Origin of the sequence: Candidatus Mycobacterium methanotrophicum (assembly GCF_023515995.1) — a bacterium.
Taxonomy (GTDB): Bacteria; Actinomycetota; Actinomycetes; order Mycobacteriales; family Mycobacteriaceae; genus Mycobacterium; species Mycobacterium methanotrophicum.
In genome coordinates this window covers 3,933,125-3,957,004 of record NZ_CP097320.1, presented here as the reverse complement: position 1 = coordinate 3,957,004, position 23,880 = coordinate 3,933,125, and the positions used below count along the sequence as shown (strand labels likewise).

Here is a 23,880-nt window from a genome sequence, read left to right as displayed (position 1 = left end):
TCTTCATTGTCCCCGCGCCCGCGTTGGCCGTCGGTGGCGGTAGAAAGCAGCGACCCCGCGTACGCGAGCAGAGTTCGGCGGGCGCCCGACGGCGACCGCCGAATGCTCCGGGAATCAGCTTCGGTGCGCGCTCACCAGGAATGACGGCAGCTGCGCACGGCCGTCGGACCCGATCGTCACATTGCGGTATTCGAAACCGTCTGGCAGCGTCCCGGGCACGTTGACCCACGCCCGCGCGCGGGCCGTATCTCGCCGACGACCAGGTGCCCGCTGACGATCTCGCGCAGTTGCGTCTCGTTGAATGGCCGTGGTCCGAAATCGGCGTCTGGCGGGAACGCCTCGGTGGAGAAAGCCAACGCAAAGAATCTCCCGCCGGGTCGCAGCGCCTGTGCGCTCGATTCGATGTATGCGTCGCGGAGGGTCTCGGGCAAGCAGTGAAAAACCAGCCCGTCGATGACGGTGTCGAAGTAGCTGTCGTAGCCGGTCGTTTTCGAGAGGTCGGCGACGCGGAATTCGGCATATGGCACCGAAGGTAAATACGCCGAGCGCTGGTTTCAACCGCCCGACCGCGTTTAACAACTTCAATACAGCAGGTCAGCCCGTCTTAACGCGTTGCGTACGCCTACGCTAAGCCGGTTCGCGGGAATCTGCACCGGAAAAACTAGACAAACGCTGGGAATCTCTGTAGCGCATCCCAAAGTCGAGCTACAATTGCCGGGAATATCGGAAGAAATGAATTCCGGCCGGTCGGCACGTCGGCGCGTTCTGGTCAACGAGCCCTCGGCTGGTGTCGACGAACTGCCATCCAACGGCGTCGGTCGGCATTTTCGCCCGGCGTGATTCAATCCCCGGCCGCTTCTCAGGTCATCCGCATTCGTCGGCGGCAGCGGCGCGTGCCGCCACGATCACCGCCGCCTGCTGTGCCGGGCTCAGCCGGGCCCACGGGACGTTCCAGGTGCCGGCCCCGCTGGCGCGCGGCGCCTGAACGGCCGCCAGGTATGCCTCGACCAGTGCCTGCGGGTCGCCGGGCCGCTCCTGCATCCACGTCTTCGCAGCGTGACAGGCCTGAAAGTACTCTTCCTCGGTCGACTGCGCGGGCGCGTCAACGCGGGTCGTCACCCCGCTGGGCGAGACACCCGGACGGGCGGACGGCCATCCCGACGACGGACGAGGAGCGGGGGGTGGGGGCACCGACGGCCGGGCCGGGTCGCGACCGACCGTGCACCCCGTGCCTGCCGACACGACGGCGGCGACGACAACCGCGCTCCACACCAACCGGCGACGTAGGCACCAACGCACCCGCATCAATGTATGCAACCCCGCATCAAATGTATGCAACACTGTCTGGCGTGATGCAGCGAACGGGATTTTGGGAGTGTTGTCGGCTCTGACTTGCCGCCGCCCCCCATCCGCTCGTCCCGTTCTGGAGTTCTTGCATGGTTTCGGTAAATCTTGTTGCTGATCGCATCCCATCACACCCCTTTGCCGTCCGGTCGGTCTCCGGCCCCACCCGGCTGCGGCAGGCTGACCTGCTGCACCTCACCGACCGAACCGCCGACGACGTGCTCAACGGGCGCTTCGACCACGTCCTCCCACCGGGGGGCGTACCCACCGACGACCGCTGGTTCGTCCGGCTGCACGGTGACGACGAAGCCGACATCTGGCTGATCAGCTGGGTGCCCGGCCGTCGCACCGAACTGCACGACCACGGCGGATCGCTGGGCGCCCTGACGTTGCTGTCCGGGGCACTCGACGAATTCCGTTGGGACGGCGAGCGGTTGCGCCGACGGCGCCTCGGGGCCGGCGACCAGGCCGCGTTCCCGTTGGGCTGGGTGCACGACGTGCTGTGGGCCCCGACCGCCGGGGCCGCCGCGATGCCACCTCCGGCGGCTCCCACGCTGAGCGTGCACGCGTACTCGCCGCCGCTGACCGTGATGTCGTACTACGAGGTCACCACGCGGCACACGTTGCGCCGCAAGCACACCGAGCTGACCGACCAACCGGAGAAGTCATGAGCCGCATCGATCAGATATTGGATTCGTCCCGCGCCCGATTGCGCCGGCTGGCTGCTCACGAGGTACCCGCCGCGCTGGACCGCGGTGCGTTGATGGTCGACATCCGGCCGCAGGCCCAGCGCACACGTGAGGGAGAGGTGCCCGAGGCCCTCAACGCTTTAGTCATCGAACGCAACGTGCTGGAGTGGCGGTGCGACCCCACCAGCGACGCCCGGCTGCCGCAGGCCGTCGGTGACGACGTGGAGTGGGTGATCCTCTGTTCACAGGGCTATACGTCCAGCCTCGCGGCGGCCGCATTACAGGATCTGGGCCTACACCGGGCCACCGACGTCGTCGGGGGATATCAGGCGCTCGTCGCCGCGGGAATACTGGCCGAGCGTTAGCCCGTTTAGCCGCCCCCCGCCGCCGCCCATGCCGTAGCCCCAGCAGTCATCGGTGTACTCAGAACTCGACTGCTCGGGGGAAACGGCGCCGGTGCGGGCGCAGAACACCCGGCCGACCGCAGTGCCGGTGAACGTGTAGTGCCGAATCCACCACGGGTTCGGTCACTGCGGGCTCTTTAGCGGTGGGTGAAGTTGGCAGGCCGCTTTTCGATGAACGCCGCCATTCCTTCGGACTGATCGTCGGTCGCGAACGTGGAATGGAACAACCGGCGTTCGTAGAGCAGCCCTTCGGCCAAGGTCGATTCGAAGGCGCGGTTGACCGCCTCCTTGGCCATCCGGGCAGCCGAGCCAGACATCTGCGCAATGGTGCTGGCGACGGCCTTGGCCTCGGCCAGCAGGTCGTCGGCCGGCACCACCCGCGACACCAGGCCGCTGCGCTCGGCCTCGGCGGCGTCGATGGTGCGCCCGGTCAGAATCAGGTCCATGGCCTTGGCCTTGCCGATCGCCCGGGTCAGCCGCTGTGAGCCGCCCATGCCGGGCAGCACGCCGAGCTTGATCTCCGGTTGGCCGAATTTCGCTGTGTCAGCGGCGATCAGCACGTCGCACATCATCGCCAGTTCGCAGCCGCCGCCCAGCGCGTGCCCGGCGACCGCGGCGATGGTCGGTGTGCGCACCGCGGCGAGCTTGGCCCAGGGGGCGAAGAGGTCGCCGTCGAAGACGTCGGCGAACCCCAAGTGCGACATTTCCTTGATGTCGGCGCCGGCGGCGAATGCTCTCGCCGATCCGGTGATGACGATCGCCCCGATGCCTGAGTCGGCATCGAGTTCGGCTGCAGCACTGGTGACGTCGTTCATCATTTGGCTGTTGAGGGCGTTCAGTGCCTTCGGCCGGTTCAGCGTGATGGTGCCGACCCGCCCGTCGCGCTCGACCAGGATGGTCTCGTAAGCCTTCTCAGTCACCGCAGCTGCCTTTCTAGAACGTCAGATCGTCATCGACCGGTGCGAAGTATGCCTCGACGTCGTCCGCGCTCACCTGGGCCAGCGACGCCGGCGACCACTTCGGATTGCGATCCTTGTCGACCAGCTGAGCCCGGATGCCCTCGACCAGGTCATGCGAACGCAGCGACGCGCACGACACCCGATAGTCCTGAACCAGAACATCTTCCAGCGTGTCCAGCTTGGCGGCGCGGCGCACCGCCTCCAGCGTCACCGACAGCGCGATCGGGGAGCGGGTGGCGATCAGGTTGGCGGCGTCTTGAGCAAGTCCCGAGCCGGGTCCGCCGTCATGGCCGCGCAGCGCGGCGACGATGTCGGCGACGGTGTCACCGGCATAGCACTCGTCGATCCAACCACGTTGCGCTACAAGGTTACTCGGCGGCGGCTCGACGGCATGGGCGGCGACTGCCCGCTCCACGCCTTCGGCGACGATCACCTGGCGCAGCGCGTCGAGTTTGTCGTGCGGAACAAAGTGGTCAGCGAATCCCAGTGCGATGGCGTCAGTCCCGGAGAACGGCGCACCGGTGAGCGCCGCATGCAGACCCAGCGACCCAGGCGCGCGCGACAGCAGATACGCGCCGCCGACGTCGGGGATGAAGCCGATTCCGACCTCGGGCATGGCCATCTTGGACCTATCAGTCACCACCCGGGTGTTGGCGTGTGCGCCCACACCGACGCCGCCGCCCATCACGATGCCGTCCATCAGCGACACGTAAGGCTTTCCGAACCGGCCGATCTGGGCGTTGAGCAGATACTCGTCGCGCCAGAACCGCCGCGCAGCCACCCCGTCGGCGCGCGCACTGTGGTAAATCGCCACAACGTCGCCGCCGGCGCACAGGCCGCGCTCCCCGGCGCCGGAGAGCACCACCGCGCGGACCCGCTCGTCCTGCTCCCAGCCCGCCAGAACCGCCCTGAGCTCGTTGACCATGCCCTGGTTCAGCGAGTTGATCGCCTGGGGGCGATTGAGCGTCACAAAACCGACACCGTCATGAACGCGGCGCAAAACCTCGTCGGATTGGTCCGTCACGCGCGTCGTCTCTCCTCGGTGAACGTTCGTCCAGCAATCTAGATCGTCACCCGCATCGCACCGCTCGCGGGTAAGCTTTATTTCGAGTGGGTCCGGCCGCGCAGCGAGTAACGCCTCCGCTGGGAACTTGGTTGGACTACGGTTCGTTGATCATTTGTTCACACAGCTGAAAAGTCACAGCTCACGAGAGGATCCGACGGTGCGGGAGACTAGCAACCCGGTATTCCGCTCGCTGCCCAAGCAGCGTGGCGGATATGCGCAGTTTGGGACTGGCGTCGCGGGTGCCGCGACTCAATATGGGCATCAGACGGACCCCTATGCTCCGTATGTCGACCAGCGGGCAGGCGTTTCCCGCCCGCTGACCATTGACGACGTCGTCACCAAGACCGGGCTCACCCTGGCTGTGCTGTCGGCGGTGGCCGTCGTCTCCTACTTCATGGTGGAGGCCAATCAGGCGCTGGCCGCCCCGTTCACCTTCGTCGGCGCCTTCGGTGGTCTGGCCCTGGTGTTGATCGCCACGTTCGGGCGCAAGCAGGACAACCCGGCGATCGTGCTGACGTACGCGGGGTTGGAGGGGCTGTTCCTAGGCGCCATCTCCTTCCTGCTGGCCAACTTCTCGGTATCGACCACCAGCGCGGGTGTGCTGATCGGGCAGGCGATCCTCGGCACGCTCGGGGTTTTCGTCGGGATGCTTGTCGTGTACAAAACCGGCGCCATCCGGGTCACCCCGAAGTTCACCCGGATGATCGTCGCCGGCCTCTTCGGTGTAGTGGTGCTGATGCTGGGCAACCTGGTGATGGGAATGTTCGGCGTCGGCCACGGCGAGGGCCTGGGGCTGCGCAGCGGCGGCCCGCTGGCCATCATCTTCTCGCTGGTCTGCATCGGCCTGGCGGCGTTCAGCTTCCTCATCGACTTCGACGCCGCCGACCAGATGATCCGCGCCGGAGCACCCGAGAAGGCGGCCTGGGGTATCGCGCTGGGCCTGACCGTGACGCTGGTCTGGCTCTACATCGAGATCCTGCGCCTGCTCAGTTACCTACAAAACGATTGACCTTGAGATCGAAAAGGCCGGCACCAACGTGCTGGCCTTTTCCGTCTCTTCTGAGTGTGAGCCGACCGCGTCCAGTGTGCAGCGGCGGCGGGGCTTCTCGGCGTGTCGCCGCCCTGGTTTCACACTCGACGCGGGCCCGTGTCAGATGAGCCGCTCGAGCACCATCGCCATGCCCTGCCCACCGCCGATACACATGGTCTCCAGGCCGAAGGTCTTGTCGTGCGCCTGAAGGTTGTTCAGCAGCGTGGTGGCGATGCGCGCGCCGGTCATGCCGAACGGGTGGCCCAGCGCGATCGCGCCACCCGAGACGTTCAGCTTGTCCTCGTCGATGCCCAGTTCGCGGGCCGAGCCGAGTACCTGCACCGCGAAGGCCTCGTTGATCTCGAACAGGTCGATGTCTGTGATCGACATCCCGGCGTTGACCAGCGCCTTCTTGCTCGCCTCGATCGGGCCAAGGCCCATGATCTCCGGGGAAAGGGCGCTCACCCCGGTGGCCACCACCCGCGCCAGCGGTATAAGGCCTAGTTCTTTGGCCTTGGTGTCGCTGGTGATCACCACCGCGGCGGCGCCGTCGTTCAACGGGCAGGCGTTACCCGCGGTCACCGTGCCGTTGGGCCGGAACACCGGTTCGAGCTCGCTGATCTTCTCGTAGGTGGTTCCCGGTCGCGGCCCGTCGTCGGTGCTTACCATGGTGCCGTCGGGCAGCGTGACCGGTTCGATCTCGCGCTCGAAGAACCCGCTCTTGATCGCCTCCTCGGCCCGGTTCTGGCTGCGCACTCCCCAGTGGTCCTGGTCTTCGCGGCTGATGCCGGTGAGTATGGCGACGTTTTCGGCGGTTTGACCCATCGCGATGTAGATATCGGGCAGCGCCTGGTCGGAGCGGGGATCGTGCCATTCGTCGGCGCCCTCGGCGGCGGCGGCCGTGCGCTTTTGGGCGTCGTCGAAGATTGGGTTCTTGGTGTCCGGCCAGGAGTCCGAGTTGCCCTTGGCGAAACGGGAGACCGTTTCGACGCCCGCGGAGATGAACGCCTCGCCTTCACCGGCCTTGATCGCGTGGAAGGCCATCCGGATGGTCTGCAGCGACGACGAGCAGTATCGGTTGACGGTGGTGCCCGGCAGGAAGTCGTAGCCGAGTTCGACGGCGACGACGCGGGCCATGTTGAAGCCCTGCTCACCACCGGGTAGGCCGCACCCCAGCATCAGGTCGTCGATTTGATGCGGATTGAGCGTCGGCACCTTGTCCAGTGCGGCGCGCACCATCTGCGCCGCCAGGTCGTCGGGCCGCACGCTGACCAGCGAACCCTTCATGGCGCGGCCGATCGGCGAACGGGCGGTCGAGACGATGACGGCTTCCGGCATGACGCTCCTTGGTGTGGGTGTGATCTCGAATCTAGCCGCCAGAGGAAGCCGGCCCAGTTAGCCGGGGGCAGACACGACGAAGGGTGCGGGCACGCCCGTGGTTGGCCGTCGCCACAGCCGCGAGATCAGCGAGATCAGCCGGAGTGCCGAGTAGCCGGGACCGGCCTCGGTGGCGCTTGTCGAGGCCAGCGCCGGCTCGCCGGCCCATTCGCCGAGCGCCTGGCACAACGCCGGTAGCAGTTGACTTGCGGCGAGCGCGTATCCGGCCGCGGACGGATGAAATTGATCGTCGGACAGCATCAGCTCGGGTGCATGCCGGAATTCGTCGGTAACCAATGAGGCCAGCGGCACCGGCACGCCGCCGGCTGACCTGACAGCGCCGGCCTGGGCGCGGGCCAGCCGCATACCACGGGTGCGTACCGTCCAGCGCAGCGGCTGCGGGATGGCTTTGACGACGCCGAAATCAGGGCAGGTGGCTACGACGACCACCGCGCCGCTGGCGCACAGCCGACGCACCGCTGCGCCGAGTCGCCGCGCGGAAGCGCCGATGCCGTTGAGGGCCGTGACGTCGTTGGCGCCGATCAAGATCACTGCGGCGTCCGGCGGCGGCCCGGCCACAAACATGGCGTCCACCTGCCCGGACAACCCCTTGGAGGTGGCTCCGACGATCGCTTTGGTGCTCAACCGGATGCGTTTACCGCTGCGGTCGGCGAGTCCGCGCGCGATCAGCACACCGGGAACTTCTTCGGCAGTGCGACAGCCATACCCCGTCGCCGTCGAGTCGCCGAAGATCATCAGGTGCAGGTCGACTGGCATCCCGCGTTCCCAGCGCTGCACTAGACCGCCACCGGGCGCGTAGACGCCGTCAGCCCGCGGCGGGACGTCCCAGGCTTTCGGGATGACGCTGCGGGCTTTCGCTGCTTGGCCAATCAGCAGGTTGCGAGCGCCCAAATAGGCGGTGCCGGTCGACGCCAGCGCACCTGCTGCGGCCAGCGCAACCATCGAACCTCGCGGCGCGCGGAGTACCACGCGTTCAGTTTATGCCGTCGAGAGGGGGCGCTTTGGGGAGCTGAGGCTCGACGCGATTACGGGCCGGATCAGTTCTGGTATCGAATAAGGATATTTGCTTGTTGAACTTGTCAACGGTGTCAAGCTAAGTTTGCCAGGTTGGCTGAGCGCAAGGCCGGGTACCCGTGCTGGGTAGCAGCTGAACCCGATGCTTGGCTACTTCGCCGACTTACTACAACGACGTGGGAAGTGTGGAGGATGAGCGCGCCGACTCAGGTACCGAGTATTCCGCCTGCGAGTGCGCGTGCCCTAAAGACGGTGCGACCGCGCAGGTTACCCGTCAGCGACGGCGCGCCTGTCGAGGTCGTGGAAAGCGGTCCCAGCCTTCCCGGAATGGTCGCGGCGGTGGCATGCCACCTCACGGTAAGGCCGATTTTGGCTGTGGGCAGCTACATTCCGCACATGCCGTGGCCGTTCGGCCTGATCGACTTCGTCTCCCAAGTTTTACTTCCTACGCCTGGGACTGTCCGCGCGACAGTGGAATTGCCGCACGCGACCGCGCAGCTGGTTCGTGCGCCGGGTGTATTGCCCGCCGACGGCAAGCGACGGGTGGTGCTCTATTTGCACGGCGGCGCGTTTTTGACGTGCGGAGCCAACTCGCACAGCAGGGTCGTCAACGCCTTGTCGAAATACGCCGACTCGCCGGTGCTGGTGGTCAATTACCGTCTGATTCCCAAGCATTCGGTCGGTATGGCCCTGGACGATTGCCACGATGCCTACCGTTGGCTGCGGCTGCGCGGATATCGACCTGAGCAAATCGTGTTGGCCGGAGACTCCGCGGGTGGCTACCTGGCTTTGGCGCTGGCCCAGCGGCTTCAGCAGGTCGGCGAGGAACCAGCTGCGCTGGTGGCGATTTCACCGTTACTGCAGCTGGCCAAGGAACCCAAACAGGCACATCCGAACATCAAAACCGATGCGATGTTCCCGGCCAAGGCATTTGATGCGTTGGTCGCGCTGGTGGCCAAGGCCGCAGGCAAACGCATTGTCGACGGAGCGCCCGAGGAACTCTACGAGCCACTCGACCACATCGAGCCGGGACTGCCGCAGACGTTGATCCACGTGTCGGGATCCGAGGTGTTGCTGCACGACGCGCGGGTGGCCGCCGTCCGGTTGGCGGCGGTAGGCGTCCCTACTGAGGTTCGGGTCTGGCCGGGCCAGGTACACGACTTCCAGCTCGGCGCACCGGTGGTGCCCGAAGCGACGCGCTCGCTGCGCCAGATTGGCGAGTACATCCGGGAAGCCACTGGCTAGTGCCCGCGCGGCACTTGAGACGATGAGCGCATGCGGATCGCGCGACATATCAGTGAACTCATCGGCAATACTCCATTAGTTCAGCTGAACTCAATCGTGCCGCCAGGGTCCGGCAGGGTCGTCGCCAAGGTCGAATACCTCAACCCCGGTTTGAGTAGCAAGGACCGCATTGCGGTGAAGATGATCGACGCCGCAGAGGCCAGTGGCCAGCTGAAACCGGGCGGCACCATCGTCGAACCCACCTCCGGAAACACCGGCGTCGGCTTGGCTTTGGTGGCCCAGTACCGCGGTTATCGGTGTGTGTTCGTCTGCCCGGACAAGGTAAGCGAGGACAAGCAGAATGTGTTGCGTGCCTACGGCGCTGAAGTGGTGGTCTGCCCGACGGCGGTACCGCCCGACCATCCGGACAGTTACTACAGTGTCTCGGATCGCCTGGTCGTCGAGATCGATGGCGCGTGGAAGCCCGACCAGTATTCCAACCCGCAGGGACCGGCGAGCCATTACGAGACGACGGGGCCGGAGATCTGGGCCGACACCGACGGCCTGGTCACCCATTTCGTCGCCGGTATCGGGACCGGCGGGACGATCACCGGCGCCGGTCGCTACCTCAAGGAGGTCTCGGGCGGACGACAAGTTGGGCCGGTACGCGTCGTCGGCGCCGACCCGGAAGGTTCGGTGTATTCCGGCGGCAGCGGCCGGCCATATCTCGTCGAAGGAGTAGGAGAGGACTTCTGGCCGGCGGCCTACGACCGCAGCGTCCCCGACGAGATCATCGCGGTGTCCGACTCCGATTCGTTCAACATGACCAGAAGGCTGGCCCGTGAGGAGGCCATGCTGGTGGGCGGGTCATGCGGGATGGCGGTGGTGGCCGCGCTGAAGGTGGCCGAACAATCGGGGCCCGACGCGCTGATCGTGGTGTTGCTACCCGACGGCGGTCGTGGATACCTGTCGAAGATTTTCAACGACGCCTGGATGTCGTCGTATGGGTTCCTGCGCGCCCCGCTGGACGGCCGGCTCCAGCAGCCCACGGTCGGCGATGTGCTGCGCGGGAAGTCGGGCAAGCTGCCTGATTTGGTGCATACCCACCCCTCGGAGACGGTGCGCGACGCGATCGGCATCTTGCGCGAGTACGGCGTGTCACAGATGCCCGTCGTCGGCGCGGAGCCACCGGTGATGGCCGGCGAGGTCGCCGGCAGTGTGTCTGAGCGCGAACTACTTTCGGCCGTCTTCGAAGGCCGCGCGAACCTAGCTGACGCCGTTGGGATGCACATGAGTCCGCCGCTGCCGATCATCGGAGCCGGCGAACTGGTCGGTTCATTGGCCAAGGCGCTGCGGGACTTGGACGCCGTCATGGTTGTCGGGGAAGGCAAACCGGTGGGGGTCATCACTCGGTATGACCTACTGGGTTTCCTCTCCGATGGCCCCCGACGCAAGTAGCCGGGCGGCCAACAAGCAAATTACTTTGGGCAGCAAAACACCGTGCGTGCCGGGTGGTTCGGGAGAGTCAACCGAGGGCGGCCGGACAACGCGCCCGCCGAACGTCTGCTGGTCGCCGACTGCATGCCAATCTCTCGGATAGCCTGGTGCCGCTTAGTCCAGCAAATCGTGTGCAGAGGGAAGCCGTCCGTGACCGACCAACCGCCCCCGCCGCCGGCCGGTGGCGAGTACCCGCCGCCGCCACCGGCGTCGGGCGGATATGCGCCGCCGCCTCCCGGCCCGGCGCTGCGCGGTCTGCCGCGGCATGCCTACACGTCGTGGCTCGCCCGGGTCGGGGCATGGCTGATCGATATCGTGCCGTTCGTGGTCATCCTCGGCGCCGGATGGCTGGTGCGGCAGAACAGTGTCGATAGCGCCTGTCTGACTGACATCACCCGGCACGGCGTCGACCAGATCTGCTCGATCGGGTATTCCACGGTGGGTGTGGCGGTGATGTGGGGGGCAGCGCTGGTCGGGCTGATCTATCTGGTCTGGAACTACGGCTACCGTCAGGGCACAAGCGGGTCGAGCATCGGCAAGTCGGTGCTGAAGTTCAAAGTCGTCAGCGAGAACACCGGGCAGCCGGTGGGTTTCGGCATGTCCGTGCTGCGCCAAATCTGCCACGTCGTCGACGCAGTGCCGTTCTACATCGGCTACCTGTTTCCGCTCTGGACCGCCAAACGCCAAACGCTGGCGGACAAAATCATGGCGACGGTGTGCCTGCCACTTGAGCAGTCGGCCCCAGACGCACGTGCTGGCTGACCCGGTCACGATGGCTGGCGAGGCTGCTTGCCAGGCTCGCCGCTTCGCGGCTGCGGGAACCCAGCTCCCCGTACCGTCTAGGCTGATCGTCGATGAGCGAACACTTCGACACCGCCGGGCTCGCCACCAAGGCCATCCACGCCGGTTATAGACCGGATCCGTCGACCGGTGCGGTCAACGTCCCGATCTACGCCAGCAGCACGTTCGCGCAGGACGGAGTCGGTCGTCTGCGCGGCGGATTCGAGTACGCGCGCACCGGCAACCCGACCCGCGCCGCGCTGGAGACCGCGTTGGCCGCCGTCGAGGACGGCAGGTTCGCTCGGGCGTTCGGTTCCGGCATGGCCGCCGGCGACTGTGCGCTGCGGGCGGTGCTGCGCCCCGGCGACCACGTGGTTATCCCCGACGACGCCTACGGCGGAACCTTCCGGCTGATCGACAAGGTGTTCACCGGATGGGGTGTGCAGCACACCCCGGTGCTGCTGGGCGATCTCGATGCCGTCCGGGCAGCGCTGCGCCCGCACACCCGGCTGATCTGGGTGGAAACACCCACCAACCCGCTGCTGTCGATCGCCGATATCGCGGCAATTGCCGAGTTAGGCGCCAAGGCTCGCGCAAAAGTGTTGGTGGACAACACGTTTGCATCACCAGCGCTGCAGCAGCCGTTGACGCTCGGCGCCGACATCGTGCTGCACTCCACCACCAAGTACATCGGCGGGCACTCCGACGTGGTGGGCGGAGCGCTGATTACCAACGACGAAGAGTTGGACGCGGCGTTTGCGTTCTTGCAGAACGGGGCCGGTGCGGTGCCGGGACCCTTTGATGCCTACTTGACCATGCGCGGCCTGAAGACGCTGGTGTTGCGGATGCAGCGGCACAGTGAAAACGGCACCGCCATCGCGGAATTCCTCGCCGGGCACGCATCGGTGAGCGCGGTGTTATATCCAGGTCTGCCCACTCATCCCGGTCATCAGATCGCGGCGCGGCAGATGCGCGGCTTCGGCGGCATGGTGTCGGTGCGGATGCAAGGCGGGCGCAGCGCCGCCGAAGCGCTGTGCGCCAACACCAAGGTGTTCATCCTGGCCGAGTCGCTGGGTGGAGTCGAGTCGCTGATCGAACATCCCGGCACGATGACCCATGCATCGACCGCCGGTTCGCAGTTGGAGGTTCCGGACGACCTGGTGCGGCTGTCGGTCGGCATTGAGGACATCGCCGACCTGGTAGCCGATCTCGACCAAGCGCTCAGCTAAGCCCGCTGCAAGGCCAGCGCCGGACGGATGACCGCGGTTGTCACCGCCAGGTTGACCTCCGCTAGCCGCTTAAAGCCGTTGAAGCCACTGCTTTGCAGCTGAACCCGGTGGATGTGTCCGTCGACCTCCAACTGCGACAACACGATGCCGGTGGTTTGGCGGCGCAGCTTTGCGATCGCGGCCGCCGGGCTCATCGGGCGGCGCAGCAACATCTGCAGCGCCGGGGCGGCCACTGGATCCGTCGGCTCTGGTCCGATCAGCGCAACCAGCTGACCGGACCGCACAGGTTCGTAGTCCAGTGCCGGGCGGATTCGGCAGGCGTACGCCAATTCCAGCAGCACCGCCGCGGACAGCGCACTTTCGTGCCGGCCCCGCTTTAGCGCAGGCTGAGCCGACGCGTTGTCGAGCAACAGCAAGGCTAAATCCTCGGCGATGCGCGCCATCAGCCGATGCGATCCCGCCCTATAGTCCCCGACCGACGCCCTCGTTAGGCGTGGTACGGCTCTGCGCTGACCAGCGTCACTTCGACGGTGTTGCCGTTAGGCACGGTGTAGCTGCGCGTCTCACCGACTTTGGCGTCGATCAGGGCAGCGCCCAGCGGCGAGTTCGGGGAGTACACCTCGAGCTTGCCGTCGTTGATGCCCTCCTGGCGGGTAGCGATCAGGAATGTCTCGGTGTCGGATTTGTCGCCGTTGTAGTAGACCTTCACCACCGAACCGGGCAGCGCCACACCGGACTGCTTGGGCGCCTCGCCGACCTTTGCGTTGTTGAGCAGGTCCTGCAGTTGGCGAATGCGCGCCTCTTGCTGGCCCTGCTCTTCACGGGCGGCGTGGTATCCGCCGTTCTCGCGCAGGTCGCCTTCTTCGCGCCGGTCGTTGATCTCGGCAGCGATGACCGGACGGTTCGCAATCAACTGATCGAGCTCGGCCTTGAGTCGATCATGTGACTCCTGGGTCAACCAGGTCACCTGAGTGTCCGTCATCTTGTCGCGCTCCTTGTGGTGTCGGTTCCGCGGCATCCGCCTCGGCAGGTTGTCTTCGCCTTGCTGCCGGGCGGTTCCACCGCGTGTACTGCCGACCCCAGTAGTCGGGCAGACCCCCTGCGCGGCGCATACGGCCGCTAATGCAGCAATACACGGTCCCAGCTGGAACCGTGCACCCAAACATGCTACCACCGCTGCGGCGGGCGCCGAATACGTTTTCGGAGTTCGGGGTTTGCCGGCGGTTGGGGTGCGCCGACCCGGTCAGGGTACGCGCAGGTAGCCCGGCACGTCGGCGCCGCAGCCGTAGACGTCGCCCATCACCGGCGGCTTGCTCGACTTGACGATCGTTGTCACCTGGACCGTTGCTTCGGACGCTGGCGGGACCAGCACCTCACGGCGACCTGTCTCACTGCCGTCTTTTGCGCGCACCCGAACGATGCAGTCGACCGGTTGCGACGGGTCGGATCGCGTCACGCTGATCGTTACCGATACCGTCTCCTGGTCGATGAGTCGGTAGCCGGCCAGTGTGCCCGCGACGTCGCTGCGACCCAACCGTTGGTAGCCGATGACGGCGACCACGATCCCGGTGACGATACCCAGCCCAGCCAGCGCAAGGACGACCCGGCGCCGCGAGGCGCGAGGCAATGGGCGATACCCGTAGCGGGTGCGCGGCGGCGGCAGCGAAGGTTCTCCTTGAGTTGTCTCGCGGTACCTGCCGGGTGATCAGGTTTCCGGCCCCGGTATACGAGATGAAACTATTAGGACTGGAACTATAGGGCCACAGACCAGGCCGAAAGATTTGGACAGGGAGCACGTGAGCGAACTGCGGTTGATGGCGGTGCACGCCCACCCAGACGATGAGTGCAGCAAGGGCGCTGCCACCCTCGCCCGCTACGCCGACGAGGGGCACCAGGTGCTGGTGGTGACCCTGACCGGAGGTGAACGCGGTGACATCCTCAACCCGGCGATGGACCTGCCCGAAGTGCACGGACGCATCGCTGACATCCGCCGCGACGAGATGGCTAAGGCAGCCGAAATCCTGGGCGTCGAGCACACCTGGCTGGGCTTCGTCGATTCCGGGCTGCCGAAGGGCGATCCGTCGCCGCTGCCCGAGGGATGCTTCGCGCTGACTCCACTGGAGGTGGCCGTCGAGGCGCTTGTGCGGGTGGTGCGCGAGTTTCGTCCGCACGTGATCACCACGTACGACGAGAACGGCGGCTACCCCCACCCGGATCACATCCGCTGCCACCAGGTTTCGGTCGGTGCTTTTGAAGCGGCCGGCGACTATGCCCGGTTCCCGGACGCCGGCCCGGTGTGGACGGTGTCCAAGCTGTACTACAACCACGGATTCCTGCGACAGCGGATGCAATTGCTACAGGACGAATTCGCCAAGCACGGCCAGCAGGACCCGTTCGAGAAGTGGCTGGCGCATTGGGATCCCGCACACGACGTGCTCGCCGGCCGGGTGACCACCCGGATCGAGTGCTCGGCGTACTTCAGTCAACGCGACGACGCGCTGCGTGCCCACGCCACCCAGATTGACCCGGAAGGGGATTTCTTCGCGGCCCCGATCGCATGGCAGCAGCGGCTATGGCCCACCGAGGAGTTCGAGCTGGCTCGCTCCCGTGTTCCGGTACGTCTACCCGAGACCGATCTGTTCGCCGGACTCGAGGGACAGCAGTGAACCAGTTGCAGCTTGTTGCGATTGCGGTGCTCGCAGACGGACCGCCGCACAACAGCGGACCCGATTTCGGCAAAGCCAGTCCGTTTGGATTGCTCGTGGTGGTCCTGCTGCTGATCGGCCTGGTGTTCTTGGTGCGCTCGATGAACCGCCACCTGCGCAAGCTGCCGGAGTCCTTCGATCCGCAAAATCCCGGCCCGGATCAGGCCGCCGACGACGGGACGATCGGCCACACCGTCGAACGACCACCGCATGAACCCGGCGGGTAACCGACTCGGCGGGGCGGCGAGTCCCTACCTTCGCCAGCACGCCGACAACCCGGTGCATTGGCAGCAATGGTCGCCGCGGGCGCTGGCCGAGGCCGCGCAGCGCGATGTACCGATCCTGCTGTCGGTCGGCTACGCCGCATGCCACTGGTGTCACGTCATGGCGCACGAGTCGTTCGAGGATGACGAGGTGGCCGCCGCGATGAACGCGGGCTTCGTGTGCGTGAAGGTCGACCGCGAGGAGCGGCCCGACGTCGACGCGGTCTACATGAACGCCACGGTTGCGCTCACCGGGCAGGGCGGCTGGCCGATGACATGTTTCCTGACGCCCGACGGACGGCCCTTCTTCTGCGGTACGTACTATCCCAAAGCCGCATTCCTGCAGCTGCTTTCGGCGGTGGAGGCTACCTGGCGCGATCGCCGCGACGAGGTCGAGCAGGCCTCCGATCACATCGCAGGCGAATTGCAGTCAATGGCAGCCGGATTGCCCAGTGGCGGCCCGCAAGTAGCGGGGCGGCTGTGTGACGACGCCGTCGCCGCCATTCTGCGTGACGAGGACACCGTGCACGGTGGTTTCGGCAGGGCACCGAAATTCCCGCCGTCGGCTTTGCTCGAGGCGCTGGTGCGGCACTACGAGCGGACCAGCTCGTCGCGCGCGCTGGACGCGGTCCGACGTACCGGTACCGCGATGGCCCGCGGCGGAATTTACGATCAGCTGGCCGGCGGGTTTGCCCGCTACAGCGTCGACAACGCTTGGGTGGTGCCGCATTTCGAGAAGATGCTGTACGACAACGCGCTACTGCTGCGCGGCTATGCACACTGGGCCCGCCGCACCGGGGACGAATTAGCGCGCCGGGTTGCCGGCCAGACCGCCCGGTTTCTGCTCGACTATTTGGCGCAAGCCGATATGTTCACCTCGTCGCTGGACGCCGACGCCGACGGCCGGGAGGGTTCGACCTACGTCTGGACGCCGACGCAACTGATCGAAGTACTCGGCAGCGACGACGGCCCTTGGGCCGCTTCGGTTTTCGGAGTCACTGCAACGGGTAACTTCGAAGCCGGTGCGTCGGTGCTGCAGTTGCCCAGCGACCCGGATGACCCCGGCCGTTTCGAACGCGTCCGGACCGCGTTGCGGGCCGCCCGGCTCACCCGGGCGCAGCCGGGTCGCGACGACAAAGTCGTCACCGCCTGGAACGGACTGGCCATCACCGCGCTGGCCGAGGCGGGTGTGGCGCTGGGCGCGCCGAAGTTGACTGACGCCGCCGTGCGCTGCGCGGTTGCGTTGGTCCAGCTGCACCTGGTGGGCGGCCGGCTGCGCCGGGCCAGTCTGGGCGGGGTGGTCGGCGAGAGCACAGCGATCCTGGAAGACCATGCGATGCTGGCCACCGGGTTGCTGACGCTCTACCAGATGACCAGCGACGACGTCTGGTTGACGACGGCCACCGCCCTGCTCGATATTGCGTTGGCGCACTTCGCCGATCCGGACCGGCCCGGCCGCTGGTTCGACAGCGCTGACGACGCCGAGCGGCTGCTGATGCGGCCCGCCGACCCGCTGGACGGGGCTACGCCGTCCGGCGCGTCCTCGATCGCCGAGGCGCTGCTGACGGCGGCTCATCTGGGCGACGCGAAACACGCTGACCGCTACCGGCAGGCGGCGGCTGACACGTTGCAGGCGCACTCTGCGCTGCTCGCCCGGGCTCCCCGCTCGGCCGGACATTGGCTGGCGGTCGCCGAATCGGCGGTGCGCGGGCCGGTGCAGATCGCGGTGGCCTGTGACCCGGCTCGATCCTCGCTGCTGGCCGACGCGCGCAGACTGGCGCCCGGCGGGGCGATCGTCGTCGGCGGAGCGATGGGATCCTCGCAGCTGTTGGTTGGCCGCGATCGGGTGGCCGGTGCTGACGCGGCCTATCTCTGCCGGGGGCGGGTGTGCGACATGCCCGTCACCACGGCCGAGGATCTGGCGGCGGCGCTCGCCCGGTAGCGTCGCCGGACATGCCGAGCCGCGAACAGATCGCCGACGCCGTCAACCGCTACATCAGCTTGCTGGCCAAGGGCAGCGCTGACGATTTGGTCGAGTTGTTCGCCGACGACGCCGCCGTTGAGGACCCGGTCGGCGGGGAGGTGCACGTCGGCCGGCCGGCGATCCACGGCTTCTATTCGGGTCTGACCGCCACAGAAAACGTGCAGCGGGAATGCGAGCTGGTGACGCTGCGGGTGGCCGGTAACGAGGCGGCCTTCCAGTTCCGGCTGACAGTGAAGGCCGGCGGCGGGATCGTGATCGAGCCAATCGACGTGATGGTGTTCGGCGAGGACGGCAAGGTGACGGCGACGAAGGCCTACTGGTCGCCCGACAACGTCACGCAACTTTAGCGCGCAGCTAGGCCCGGGTGGCCGACGTAGAACACCGCGAGCCAGACGGCGATGTAGTGGCAGACCGCGGCCAGCACGGTGCAAGCGTGGAAGAACTCGTGGTAGCCGAACGTGGTGGGCCACGGGTCGGGCCAGCGCAGCGCGTACAGAATGCCGCCAATGCTGTAGAGCGCGCCGCCGACGGCCAGCAGCACCATCGCGGCCACCCCGGCGACGTGCATGATCGTCGCGACGTAGAACGCCGCGACCCAGCCGAGCAGCAGATAGAGCGGGACACCGACCCAGCGCGGGGCGGTCGGCCAGCCCAGCTTGAGCAACACCCCGGCGAGTGCACCGCTCCACACGATGCTGAGTACCAGCATCCCCACGTGATGCGGCATCGCCAACAACGCGAACGGGGTATAGGTGCCGGCGATCAACACGAAGATCATCGAGTGGTCGAGCCGCTTCATCCGGATGCGCGCCTTCGCCGATTTCCAGGTGACGCGGTGATAGACGGCGCTGACGGTGAACATTCCCACCACGGCGCCGACATAGACGAACGTCGCCAGACCGGCTTTGAGCCCTGCCAGCGTCCACGACACCGATATCAGTGCAGCGCCGGCGCCGACCGCGAAGACGGCCGACACCAAATGGATCCAGCCGCGCGCTCTCGGCTTGGTCAGCACGTCGGTGGCTGACTCCACAACCTGATCGGCGACGTTTTCGATGGTGTCGGCTGGGCCGGAAGCGCGGGACTCGGTGGCCACATGATTCTCGCCGCTCAATATCCCTCCTCGATCCCTGGTGAGATCCCGGCTGCCGTTGCGGTCGGATCGCGGGTAGGCGATGCGCCCACAGTAATCTTGATCCCTGTGGAGATCATTCCGCCGCGCCTGAAGGAACCGTTGTATCGGATTTATGAGTTTCGCCTGCGGCAGGGGTTGGCCGTATCCCGATCCGCGCTGCCGCGTCACATCGCAGTGCTGTGCGACGGCAACCGGAGGTGGGCGCGTGACGCCGGATTCGACGATGTCAGCTACGGGTATCGGATGGGCGCGGCCAAGATCGCCGAGATGCTGCGCTGGTGCCAGGAAGCTGGCATCGAAATGGCGACCGTCTATCTGCTTTCCACCGAAAACCTGCGACGCGATCCCGCCGAGCTGGCGGCGCTCATCGAGATCGTCACCGATGTGGTCGAGGAGATTTGCGCGCCGGCTAACCGCTGGAGTGTGCGCACGGTCGGGGATCTCGAACTGATCGGCGAGGACCCCGCGCGGCGATTGCGGGCGGCGGTGGAAAGCACAGCGGGCACCGCCTCGACCGCCGGCTTTCACGTCAACGTCGCCGTCGGGTACGGCGGGCGCCAGGAAATCGCCGACGCCGTCCGAGCATTCTTGAGCAAGCAGATTGCCAACGGAGCCAGCGCCGAGGAGCTCGTCGACGCCGTCAGCGTCGACGCGATCTCGGAGAACTTGTACACCTCCGGGCAGCCGGATCCCGACCTGGTCATCCGGACGTCGGGGGAGCAGCGGCTGTCCGGGTTCCTGCTGTGGCAAAGCGCCTACTCGGAGATGTGGTTCACCGAAGCGCACTGGCCGGCGTTCCGCCGGGTCGACTTCCTGCGCGCATTGCGCGATTACAGCCAGCGCCATCGCCGTTACGGCATCTAGCGGCGATCGCAAGCGCGGCGCAGCCGGGTCAGCGGGTCGCCGCCGGCGAACCAGCGACATGTCACACTGAAAGCACGGCTGCGCTTTCGGCGTTGGTGTTTGCGCTGAGTTGGTGGCTGGGCCTGTATTTGCTGGCGCGCGACCCGCGCAAGCCGGTGCTCGCGTTCTCGGCGGTCGGCCTGTGCAGCTTTGCGACGGCAGGGCTGGACGCCACCGCCCGGCAGGCCTGGCAGTGGTTCGTCACCGAGGTGCCGCAGCGCTCGCTGCACAACTGGCAGAACGCCGCGGCGCGGCTCATCGCCGCCGATCTGCGCGGCCGGGTGGCGGTTTCCAGTTAGCGCCCGGCGACGATGCGGTCCGGAACTGGCGGGCTGTGGGGGTTCCCCCAGCCGCGCAGCGGCGAGGGGCGGGGGGGGCAAAAAGACTTAGCTGGCCTAGCCATGAAATGCGTGGCCCAGATCACTCGGTTGACTTGCGCATGGCAGAGCTTGGCAGTGCGAGGCGGTTACCTGGCAGTCGCAGACCGGCACGCTAGAAAGTGTTCGACCCGTCACCGCAAGGAGCTCTGAACATGACCGCTGTTACCGGACTGGCTCCCCGACCCCTCGCCGACTCGACCGACTCCTTGTTGCGGTTTGCCATGCGGCTCGACGCAGCGGTGACCGGGCTGGCCGGCCTGATGATCGCCGCGGCCGCCGATCCGCTCTCGTCGCTGACCGGGCTGAGCTCGATCGCCGAATATGGCATCGGCGCGTTCTTCGTGCTCTACGGGCTGGTGGTGTTCGCCCTCGCCGCAGCACCCCATCTGCGCCGCGCCGGGATCGGCGTGGCGGTCACCAACGTCGTCTTCACCGTGGCGGCGGTCGCCGTGGTGGCCTGCAATACCTCGGAGTGCGCCGCCTGTCGGCGTGACTCCCATCGCGCCGGTGCGGGGCGCCGCTGTCAGAGGTTGCGGTGTGTGCCTCCGCATCGGTTTGTGCCATGCCGAACGTCGCGTTGTTCAGAATAATCCGCGATTTTCGCGCAACAACTCGACGTTCGCGCCGAGACCTACAGCTTGCGCAGCCGTAGCCGGTTGATGGAATGGTCGGCGTCTTTGCGCAGCACCAGGGTGGCCCTCGGCCGGGTGGGCAAAATATTCTCGATAAGGTTCGGCCGGTTGATCGAACGCCAGATGCCGCGGGCTGCGACCACCGCCTGCTGATCGGTCAGGCCCGCGTAGTGGTGGAAGTGCGAGGCCGGGTTGGCAAAAGCGGTCGAGCGCATCGCCGAGAACCGGGAGACGTACCACTGCTCGATGTCCTCGATCCGCGCGTCGACATACAACGAGAAGTCGAACAGGTCCGACACCATCAGCGTGGGCCCGGTCTGCAGCACGTTGAGGCCTTCGAGGATCAGGATGTCGGGGTGACGCACCACTTGCTTGGCGCCCGGCACCCGGTCGTAGTGCAGGTGTGAGTACACCGGGGCGCAGGCATAATCAGAGCCCGACTTCACCGAGGTGACGAAGCGCATCAGTGCCCGCCGGTCATAGCTCTCCGGAAAACCCTTGCGGTGCATGATGTTTCGACGGGTCAGCTCGGCGTTAGGGTAGAGGAATCCGTCGGTGGTCACCAGGTCGACCCGCGGGTGGTGATCCCAGCGGGCCAGCAACGCCTGCAGTACGCGGGCCGTCGTCGACTTACCGACCGCCACGCTGCCTGCTACGCCGATGATGAACGGCACCGGCCGATCGGGGTTTTGCCGGGGTTCGCCGAGGAATTCAGCGGTGGCGGCGAACAATCCTTGCCGGGCGGCCACTTGCAGGTGCAAAAGCCGGGCCAGAGGCAGATAGACTTCCTCGACCTCGAGCACGTCGATCTGCTCGCCCAGCCCGCGCAAGCCGACGACCTCGTCTTCGGTCAGCGGCTGCGGCGTCGCCATCCGCAGCGCGCGCCACTGACTCCGGTCGAACTCCACATAGGGGCTCGGCTCGCTCAGCCGCGACACGGGCCTCAGTCTTGCAGTCACACGCCCGCGCTCAGCGGTTGGGTTGGCTCGCGGCGGCAGCCGATGTGGTCCAGCGGCGTCTCGCTCCGACCCTCTTGCGGGTGGCGACAGCATCGCTGCGTGCGAGTTCGATGGTGGCCGCCGTCATCGCCAGCGCTGCCACCGACAGCGTGATCATGCCGGCGCGCCCGGTGTTCAGCGTCTCGCCGAGCATGACGACGCCCAGCACCGCCGCGACGACCGGCTGGGACATCTCCAGAGTCGGCATCGACGCGGTCAGGGAGCCGGCTCGAAATGCCGCTTGCTCCCAAGCGAAACCGCCCACCGCCAACAACACCCAGGCATAGGTTTCAGGTGACCCGGCAAGCGTCCACACACCGTCGTCGAGCCGACTGACGACCTCTTTAGTGAGTACGGCGAACACCCCCCACAGCGAACCCGATACGAACGCGAACAACACCGCGGCCAGGGCGCCGCCGAAGACCCGGGCGGCCACGACGCAACCGATCAGCAGTGACCCCAGCACTACCGCCACCACGGCCCAGCTCTGAGCCGAGGCGCGCGATTGCCCGGGCTGCGGATTGCCGACCGTCACGATCACGGTCACCGCCGCAGTCAGCACGGCGGCCCACAGCCACTCCCAGCGGGTCACCCTGCGGCGGGACAATGCCGCGCTGATCGGCAGTGCGAACAGCAGCGACAGCACCAGCAATGCCTGCACCAGCAGCACCGAACCTTGGCCCAGCGCGGCCGCCTGCAACCCGATGCTCGCCACCAGAATCAGGGCACCCTGCCGCCACCGTCGATTGCGCAGCAGCGTCGCGTACAGTGCGGCGTTGCTCTTCGACGGTTCGACCATTCGGTGCGTCGCGCGTTGCTGGAGTACGTCGCCCAAGGCAACGCACAGCGCAGAGCCCAGGGCGAGCAGCGCAGCGATTTCCATCTTGGCCATCAGCATCTTTCTCTGTCGACGGGACGGTAAATCTTGCCTGTGTTTTGACTGTTCCCCGTCATAGCGCAGGTGACACCACAAGGTGCCAGCCGCCCGCCGGGGCGATAGCCTCGACGGGGTGCAGCACGACAACGAAGCGACCGCGCTGATCCGCGAGTACCTGCTGCTCGGTCTGCGTTTCGACCGCATCGAATCCGGTTACGTCGACGCATTCACCGGCGATCCCGCGTTGCGTCAAACGGTGTTGGCCGAGCCCGCGCCCGATCCGGCCGGCCTGGTCCGCCTGGCTCGGCGGCTGCTTGACGCGCTGCCAGATGTGCCGCGCGGTAACGGGTTCGACGAGGCCCGCGCCGATTTCATGGGCGCGCATCTGCGGGCGTTGGCCTGTGCTGGGCGAAAGTTCGCCGGAGAAGACATCGGCTTCGTCGACGAAGTGCACGACTATTTCGACGTCGACATCGTCAAGGGTGAGCAGCAGACCTACCGGCAGGCGCATGCCCGGCTCGACGAAGTGTTGGGTGACCAGGCCCCCAGCGGCCCGCTGGCCGACCGGATGGCGGCCTACCGGGCCGCAGAAGAAATCCCGCCCGACCGGTTGGCCGAGTGCATCGAGGCGTTCTCCAGCGCGCTGCGCGACCGGGTGCGCGCCGAGTATCCGCTGCCAGACGCCGAAACCGTTGACTACCAGGTGGTGACGGACAAGCCGTGGTCGGGATTCAACTACTACCTGGGCGATTACCGCTCCACTGTGGCCGTCAACGCCGACGTCAAGCAGCTGATGTCGAACCTGCCGCGGCTGGTGGCCCACGAATCCTATCCGGGGCATCACACCGAGCACTGCCGCAAAGAGGCTGGGCTGGTCAACGGCAAAGGTCAGGCCGAGCAGACGATTTTCCTGGTGAATACCCCGCAGTGCCTGATGGCCGAGGGCCTGGCCGATTTGGCGTTGCACGCCGCGATCGGCCCGGGTTGGGGGCACTGGGCGTCCGAGATTTACGCCGACGTGGGGCTGCGGTTTGACGGCGAGCGCGCCGAGGCGCTTTCCGAGGCGTCGGCGGCGCTGGCCGGTGTCCGTCAGGATGCGGCGTTGATGCTGCACGACGAGCACCGCGATGCCGACGAAGTGGCGGCGTTCCTGCGGCGTTGGCTGCTGGTCGACGACGCCCGCGCGCGGCAGATGCTGCGGTTCTTGTCCTCGCCGCTGTGGCGCGCCTACACCAGCACCTACGTCGAGGGGTATCGACTGCTGCGAGCCTGGCTGGACCACCGGCCGGCCGGGGTGAGCCTCACCGAGCGGTTCGGCCGGCTGCTCGACGAGCCGCTGATCCCGTCGAGGCTGCGGCCCGACTAGTCT

The 23,880-nt window shown here is 66.6% G+C and carries 25 protein-coding genes and 2 pseudogenes; 15 read left to right on the top strand and 12 right to left on the bottom strand.

All coding sequences use genetic code 11. The features are described 5' to 3' along the window. Window positions 1-114: 114 nt before the first annotated feature. Window positions 115-512 (bottom strand): annotated as a pseudogene (locus M5I08_RS20730) (SAM-dependent methyltransferase); the annotation flags it as partial. A gap of 352 nt (window positions 513-864) precedes the next feature. After that, entirely contained in the window at window positions 865-1,305 is a 441-nt protein-coding gene (gene lpqV / locus M5I08_RS20725) for a lipoprotein LpqV (RefSeq protein WP_219068619.1), read from the bottom strand. A gap of 131 nt (window positions 1,306-1,436) precedes the next feature. Between lpqV and M5I08_RS20720 the strand changes: the two genes are divergently transcribed. Next, the gene (locus M5I08_RS20720; protein WP_219068617.1) at window positions 1,437-2,015 is read left to right on the top strand and encodes a cupin domain-containing protein; all 579 of its coding nucleotides are present in this window, start codon (window positions 1,437-1,439) and stop codon (window positions 2,013-2,015) included. Further along, window positions 2,012-2,398: a rhodanese-like domain-containing protein gene (locus M5I08_RS20715; RefSeq protein ID WP_219068615.1), complete on the top strand. Its 387-nt coding sequence runs from the start codon at window positions 2,012-2,014 to the stop codon at window positions 2,396-2,398. Before M5I08_RS20720 ends, M5I08_RS20715 begins: the two co-directional genes overlap by 4 nt. A gap of 176 nt (window positions 2,399-2,574) precedes the next feature. On the opposite strand, the gene M5I08_RS20710 is transcribed toward M5I08_RS20715, so the two are convergent. Next, entirely contained in the window at window positions 2,575-3,357 is a 783-nt protein-coding gene (locus tag M5I08_RS20710; RefSeq protein WP_219068613.1) for an enoyl-CoA hydratase, read from the bottom strand. 13 nt (window positions 3,358-3,370) lie between these two features. Further along, the gene (locus tag M5I08_RS20705) at window positions 3,371-4,420 is read right to left on the bottom strand and encodes an enoyl-CoA hydratase/isomerase family protein (RefSeq protein ID WP_219068611.1); all 1,050 of its coding nucleotides are present in this window, start codon (window positions 4,418-4,420) and stop codon (window positions 3,371-3,373) included. A gap of 199 nt (window positions 4,421-4,619) precedes the next feature. Between M5I08_RS20705 and M5I08_RS20700 the strand changes: the two genes are divergently transcribed. Next, entirely contained in the window at window positions 4,620-5,471 is an 852-nt protein-coding gene (locus M5I08_RS20700; RefSeq protein WP_219068609.1) for a Bax inhibitor-1/YccA family protein, read from the top strand. 141 nt (window positions 5,472-5,612) lie between these two features. On the opposite strand, the gene M5I08_RS20695 is transcribed toward M5I08_RS20700, so the two are convergent. Both M5I08_RS20695 and M5I08_RS20690 read right to left on the bottom strand, forming a co-directional pair. After that, complete coding sequence (locus M5I08_RS20695) at window positions 5,613-6,830, bottom strand: acetyl-CoA C-acetyltransferase (protein WP_219068607.1); 1,218 nt, start codon at window positions 6,828-6,830, stop codon at window positions 5,613-5,615. Between the two features lie 57 nt (window positions 6,831-6,887). Then, window positions 6,888-7,832, bottom strand: a complete 945-nt coding sequence (locus tag M5I08_RS20690) for an SGNH/GDSL hydrolase family protein (protein WP_370328664.1) — start codon at window positions 7,830-7,832, stop codon at window positions 6,888-6,890. A gap of 264 nt (window positions 7,833-8,096) precedes the next feature. Here M5I08_RS20690 and M5I08_RS20685 point away from each other — a divergent pair, with 264 nt between their 5' ends. The 4 genes and pseudogenes from M5I08_RS20685 to M5I08_RS20670 all read left to right on the top strand — a co-directional run bounded on the left by M5I08_RS20685 (window position 8,097) and on the right by M5I08_RS20670 (window position 12,634). Continuing rightward, window positions 8,097-9,149, top strand: a complete 1,053-nt coding sequence (locus M5I08_RS20685) for an alpha/beta hydrolase fold domain-containing protein (protein ID WP_219068604.1) — start codon at window positions 8,097-8,099, stop codon at window positions 9,147-9,149. A 30-nt stretch (window positions 9,150-9,179) separates the two neighbouring features. Beyond that, window positions 9,180-10,586: a cystathionine beta-synthase gene (locus tag M5I08_RS20680; RefSeq protein WP_219068602.1), complete on the top strand. Its 1,407-nt coding sequence runs from the start codon at window positions 9,180-9,182 to the stop codon at window positions 10,584-10,586. A gap of 201 nt (window positions 10,587-10,787) precedes the next feature. Further along, window positions 10,788-11,387: pseudogene (locus M5I08_RS20675) on the top strand (RDD family protein); the annotation flags it as partial. Window positions 11,388-11,479: 92 nt separating this feature from the next. After that, window positions 11,480-12,634, top strand: coding sequence for a cystathionine gamma-synthase (locus tag M5I08_RS20670; RefSeq protein ID WP_219068598.1), 1,155 nt, complete (start codon window positions 11,480-11,482; stop codon window positions 12,632-12,634). Here the strand turns inward: M5I08_RS20670 and M5I08_RS20665 are convergent. The 3 genes from M5I08_RS20665 to M5I08_RS20655 all read right to left on the bottom strand — a co-directional run bounded on the left by M5I08_RS20665 (window position 12,631) and on the right by M5I08_RS20655 (window position 14,297). Next, window positions 12,631-13,077: a GPP34 family phosphoprotein gene (locus M5I08_RS20665; RefSeq protein ID WP_219068597.1), complete on the bottom strand. Its 447-nt coding sequence runs from the start codon at window positions 13,075-13,077 to the stop codon at window positions 12,631-12,633. The two genes, M5I08_RS20670 and M5I08_RS20665, sit on opposite strands and share 4 nt — an antisense overlap. Window positions 13,078-13,121: 44 nt before the next feature. After that, window positions 13,122-13,616: a transcription elongation factor GreA gene (gene greA / locus M5I08_RS20660; RefSeq protein WP_219068595.1), complete on the bottom strand. Its 495-nt coding sequence runs from the start codon at window positions 13,614-13,616 to the stop codon at window positions 13,122-13,124. A gap of 261 nt (window positions 13,617-13,877) precedes the next feature. Beyond that, the gene (locus M5I08_RS20655; RefSeq protein WP_219068645.1) at window positions 13,878-14,297 is read right to left on the bottom strand and encodes a DUF4307 domain-containing protein; all 420 of its coding nucleotides are present in this window, start codon (window positions 14,295-14,297) and stop codon (window positions 13,878-13,880) included. A 133-nt stretch (window positions 14,298-14,430) separates the two neighbouring features. On the opposite strand from M5I08_RS20655, the gene mca reads away from it, so the two are divergent. From mca to M5I08_RS20635, 4 genes are read left to right on the top strand one after another with little or no spacing between them, the layout of a single operon-like run. Then, a complete protein-coding gene (gene mca / locus M5I08_RS20650) occupies window positions 14,431-15,300 on the top strand; it encodes a mycothiol conjugate amidase Mca (protein WP_219068593.1) in 870 nt (289 codons plus the stop codon). Then, complete coding sequence (locus M5I08_RS20645) at window positions 15,297-15,566, top strand: hypothetical protein (protein ID WP_249762937.1); 270 nt, start codon at window positions 15,297-15,299, stop codon at window positions 15,564-15,566. Before mca ends, M5I08_RS20645 begins: the two co-directional genes overlap by 4 nt. Further along, window positions 15,550-17,544, top strand: a complete 1,995-nt coding sequence (locus M5I08_RS20640) for a thioredoxin domain-containing protein (RefSeq protein WP_219068591.1) — start codon at window positions 15,550-15,552, stop codon at window positions 17,542-17,544. Before M5I08_RS20645 ends, M5I08_RS20640 begins: the two co-directional genes overlap by 17 nt. Window positions 17,545-17,555: 11 nt before the next feature. Continuing rightward, the gene (locus tag M5I08_RS20635; protein WP_219068589.1) at window positions 17,556-17,933 is read left to right on the top strand and encodes a nuclear transport factor 2 family protein; all 378 of its coding nucleotides are present in this window, start codon (window positions 17,556-17,558) and stop codon (window positions 17,931-17,933) included. On the opposite strand, the gene trhA is transcribed toward M5I08_RS20635, so the two are convergent. Continuing rightward, window positions 17,930-18,700, bottom strand: coding sequence for a PAQR family membrane homeostasis protein TrhA (gene trhA, locus M5I08_RS20630; RefSeq protein ID WP_370328518.1), 771 nt, complete (start codon window positions 18,698-18,700; stop codon window positions 17,930-17,932). The two genes, M5I08_RS20635 and trhA, sit on opposite strands and share 4 nt — an antisense overlap. Before the next feature lie 87 nt (window positions 18,701-18,787). Here trhA and M5I08_RS20625 point away from each other — a divergent pair, with 87 nt between their 5' ends. The 3 genes from M5I08_RS20625 to M5I08_RS20615 all read left to right on the top strand — a co-directional run bounded on the left by M5I08_RS20625 (window position 18,788) and on the right by M5I08_RS20615 (window position 20,594). Beyond that, window positions 18,788-19,585: a (2Z,6E)-farnesyl diphosphate synthase gene (locus tag M5I08_RS20625; RefSeq protein ID WP_219068639.1), complete on the top strand. Its 798-nt coding sequence runs from the start codon at window positions 18,788-18,790 to the stop codon at window positions 19,583-19,585. A gap of 92 nt (window positions 19,586-19,677) precedes the next feature. After that, window positions 19,678-19,923, top strand: coding sequence for a hypothetical protein (locus M5I08_RS20620; protein ID WP_219068647.1), 246 nt, complete (start codon window positions 19,678-19,680; stop codon window positions 19,921-19,923). Window positions 19,924-20,156: 233 nt separating this feature from the next. Beyond that, window positions 20,157-20,594, top strand: a complete 438-nt coding sequence (locus M5I08_RS20615; RefSeq protein WP_249762936.1) for a hypothetical protein — start codon at window positions 20,157-20,159, stop codon at window positions 20,592-20,594. Between the two features lie 41 nt (window positions 20,595-20,635). Here M5I08_RS20615 and coaA read toward each other — a convergent pair whose 3' ends face one another. Together coaA and M5I08_RS20605 are read right to left on the bottom strand one after the other, a co-directional pair. Next, complete coding sequence (coaA, locus tag M5I08_RS20610) at window positions 20,636-21,574, bottom strand: type I pantothenate kinase (protein ID WP_219068587.1); 939 nt, start codon at window positions 21,572-21,574, stop codon at window positions 20,636-20,638. A 31-nt stretch (window positions 21,575-21,605) separates the two neighbouring features. Beyond that, on the bottom strand, window positions 21,606-22,526 hold the full coding sequence (locus M5I08_RS20605) for a DMT family transporter (RefSeq protein ID WP_219068585.1): 921 nt from the start codon (window positions 22,524-22,526) through the stop codon (window positions 21,606-21,608). A 118-nt stretch (window positions 22,527-22,644) separates the two neighbouring features. Here M5I08_RS20605 and M5I08_RS20600 point away from each other — a divergent pair, with 118 nt between their 5' ends. Then, window positions 22,645-23,877 carry a DUF885 domain-containing protein gene (locus tag M5I08_RS20600; protein WP_219068637.1) on the top strand — a complete coding sequence of 411 codons (1,233 nt, stop codon included), beginning with the start codon at window positions 22,645-22,647 and terminating at the stop codon, window positions 23,875-23,877. The last annotated feature ends 3 nt before the right edge of the window (window positions 23,878-23,880 follow it).

Bases quoted from the DNA above. Each gene is read 5' to 3' on its own strand.
- lpqV (WP_219068619.1), bottom strand. From the start codon at position 1,305: ATGCGGGTGCGTTGGTGCCTACGTCGCCGGTTGGTGTGGAGCGCGGTT.
- M5I08_RS20720 (WP_219068617.1), top strand. From the start codon at position 1,437: ATGGTTTCGGTAAATCTTGTTGCTGATCGCATCCCATCACACCCCTTT.
- M5I08_RS20715 (WP_219068615.1), top strand. From the start codon at position 2,012: ATGAGCCGCATCGATCAGATATTGGATTCGTCCCGCGCCCGATTGCGC.
- M5I08_RS20695 (WP_219068607.1), bottom strand. From the start codon at position 6,830: ATGCCGGAAGCCGTCATCGTCTCGACCGCCCGTTCGCCGATCGGCCGC.
- M5I08_RS20690 (WP_370328664.1), bottom strand. From the start codon at position 7,832: ATGGTTGCGCTGGCCGCAGCAGGTGCGCTGGCGTCGACCGGCACCGCC.
- M5I08_RS20685 (WP_219068604.1), top strand. From the start codon at position 8,097: ATGAGCGCGCCGACTCAGGTACCGAGTATTCCGCCTGCGAGTGCGCGT.
- M5I08_RS20680 (WP_219068602.1), top strand. From the start codon at position 9,180: ATGCGGATCGCGCGACATATCAGTGAACTCATCGGCAATACTCCATTA.
- M5I08_RS20670 (WP_219068598.1), top strand. From the start codon at position 11,480: ATGAGCGAACACTTCGACACCGCCGGGCTCGCCACCAAGGCCATCCAC.
- M5I08_RS20665 (WP_219068597.1), bottom strand. From the start codon at position 13,077: ATGGCGCGCATCGCCGAGGATTTAGCCTTGCTGTTGCTCGACAACGCG.
- greA (WP_219068595.1), bottom strand. From the start codon at position 13,616: ATGACGGACACTCAGGTGACCTGGTTGACCCAGGAGTCACATGATCGA.
- M5I08_RS20640 (WP_219068591.1), top strand. From the start codon at position 15,550: ATGAACCCGGCGGGTAACCGACTCGGCGGGGCGGCGAGTCCCTACCTT.
- M5I08_RS20635 (WP_219068589.1), top strand. From the start codon at position 17,556: ATGCCGAGCCGCGAACAGATCGCCGACGCCGTCAACCGCTACATCAGC.
- M5I08_RS20615 (WP_249762936.1), top strand. From the start codon at position 20,157: ATGACCGCTGTTACCGGACTGGCTCCCCGACCCCTCGCCGACTCGACC.
- M5I08_RS20605 (WP_219068585.1), bottom strand. From the start codon at position 22,526: ATGGCCAAGATGGAAATCGCTGCGCTGCTCGCCCTGGGCTCTGCGCTG.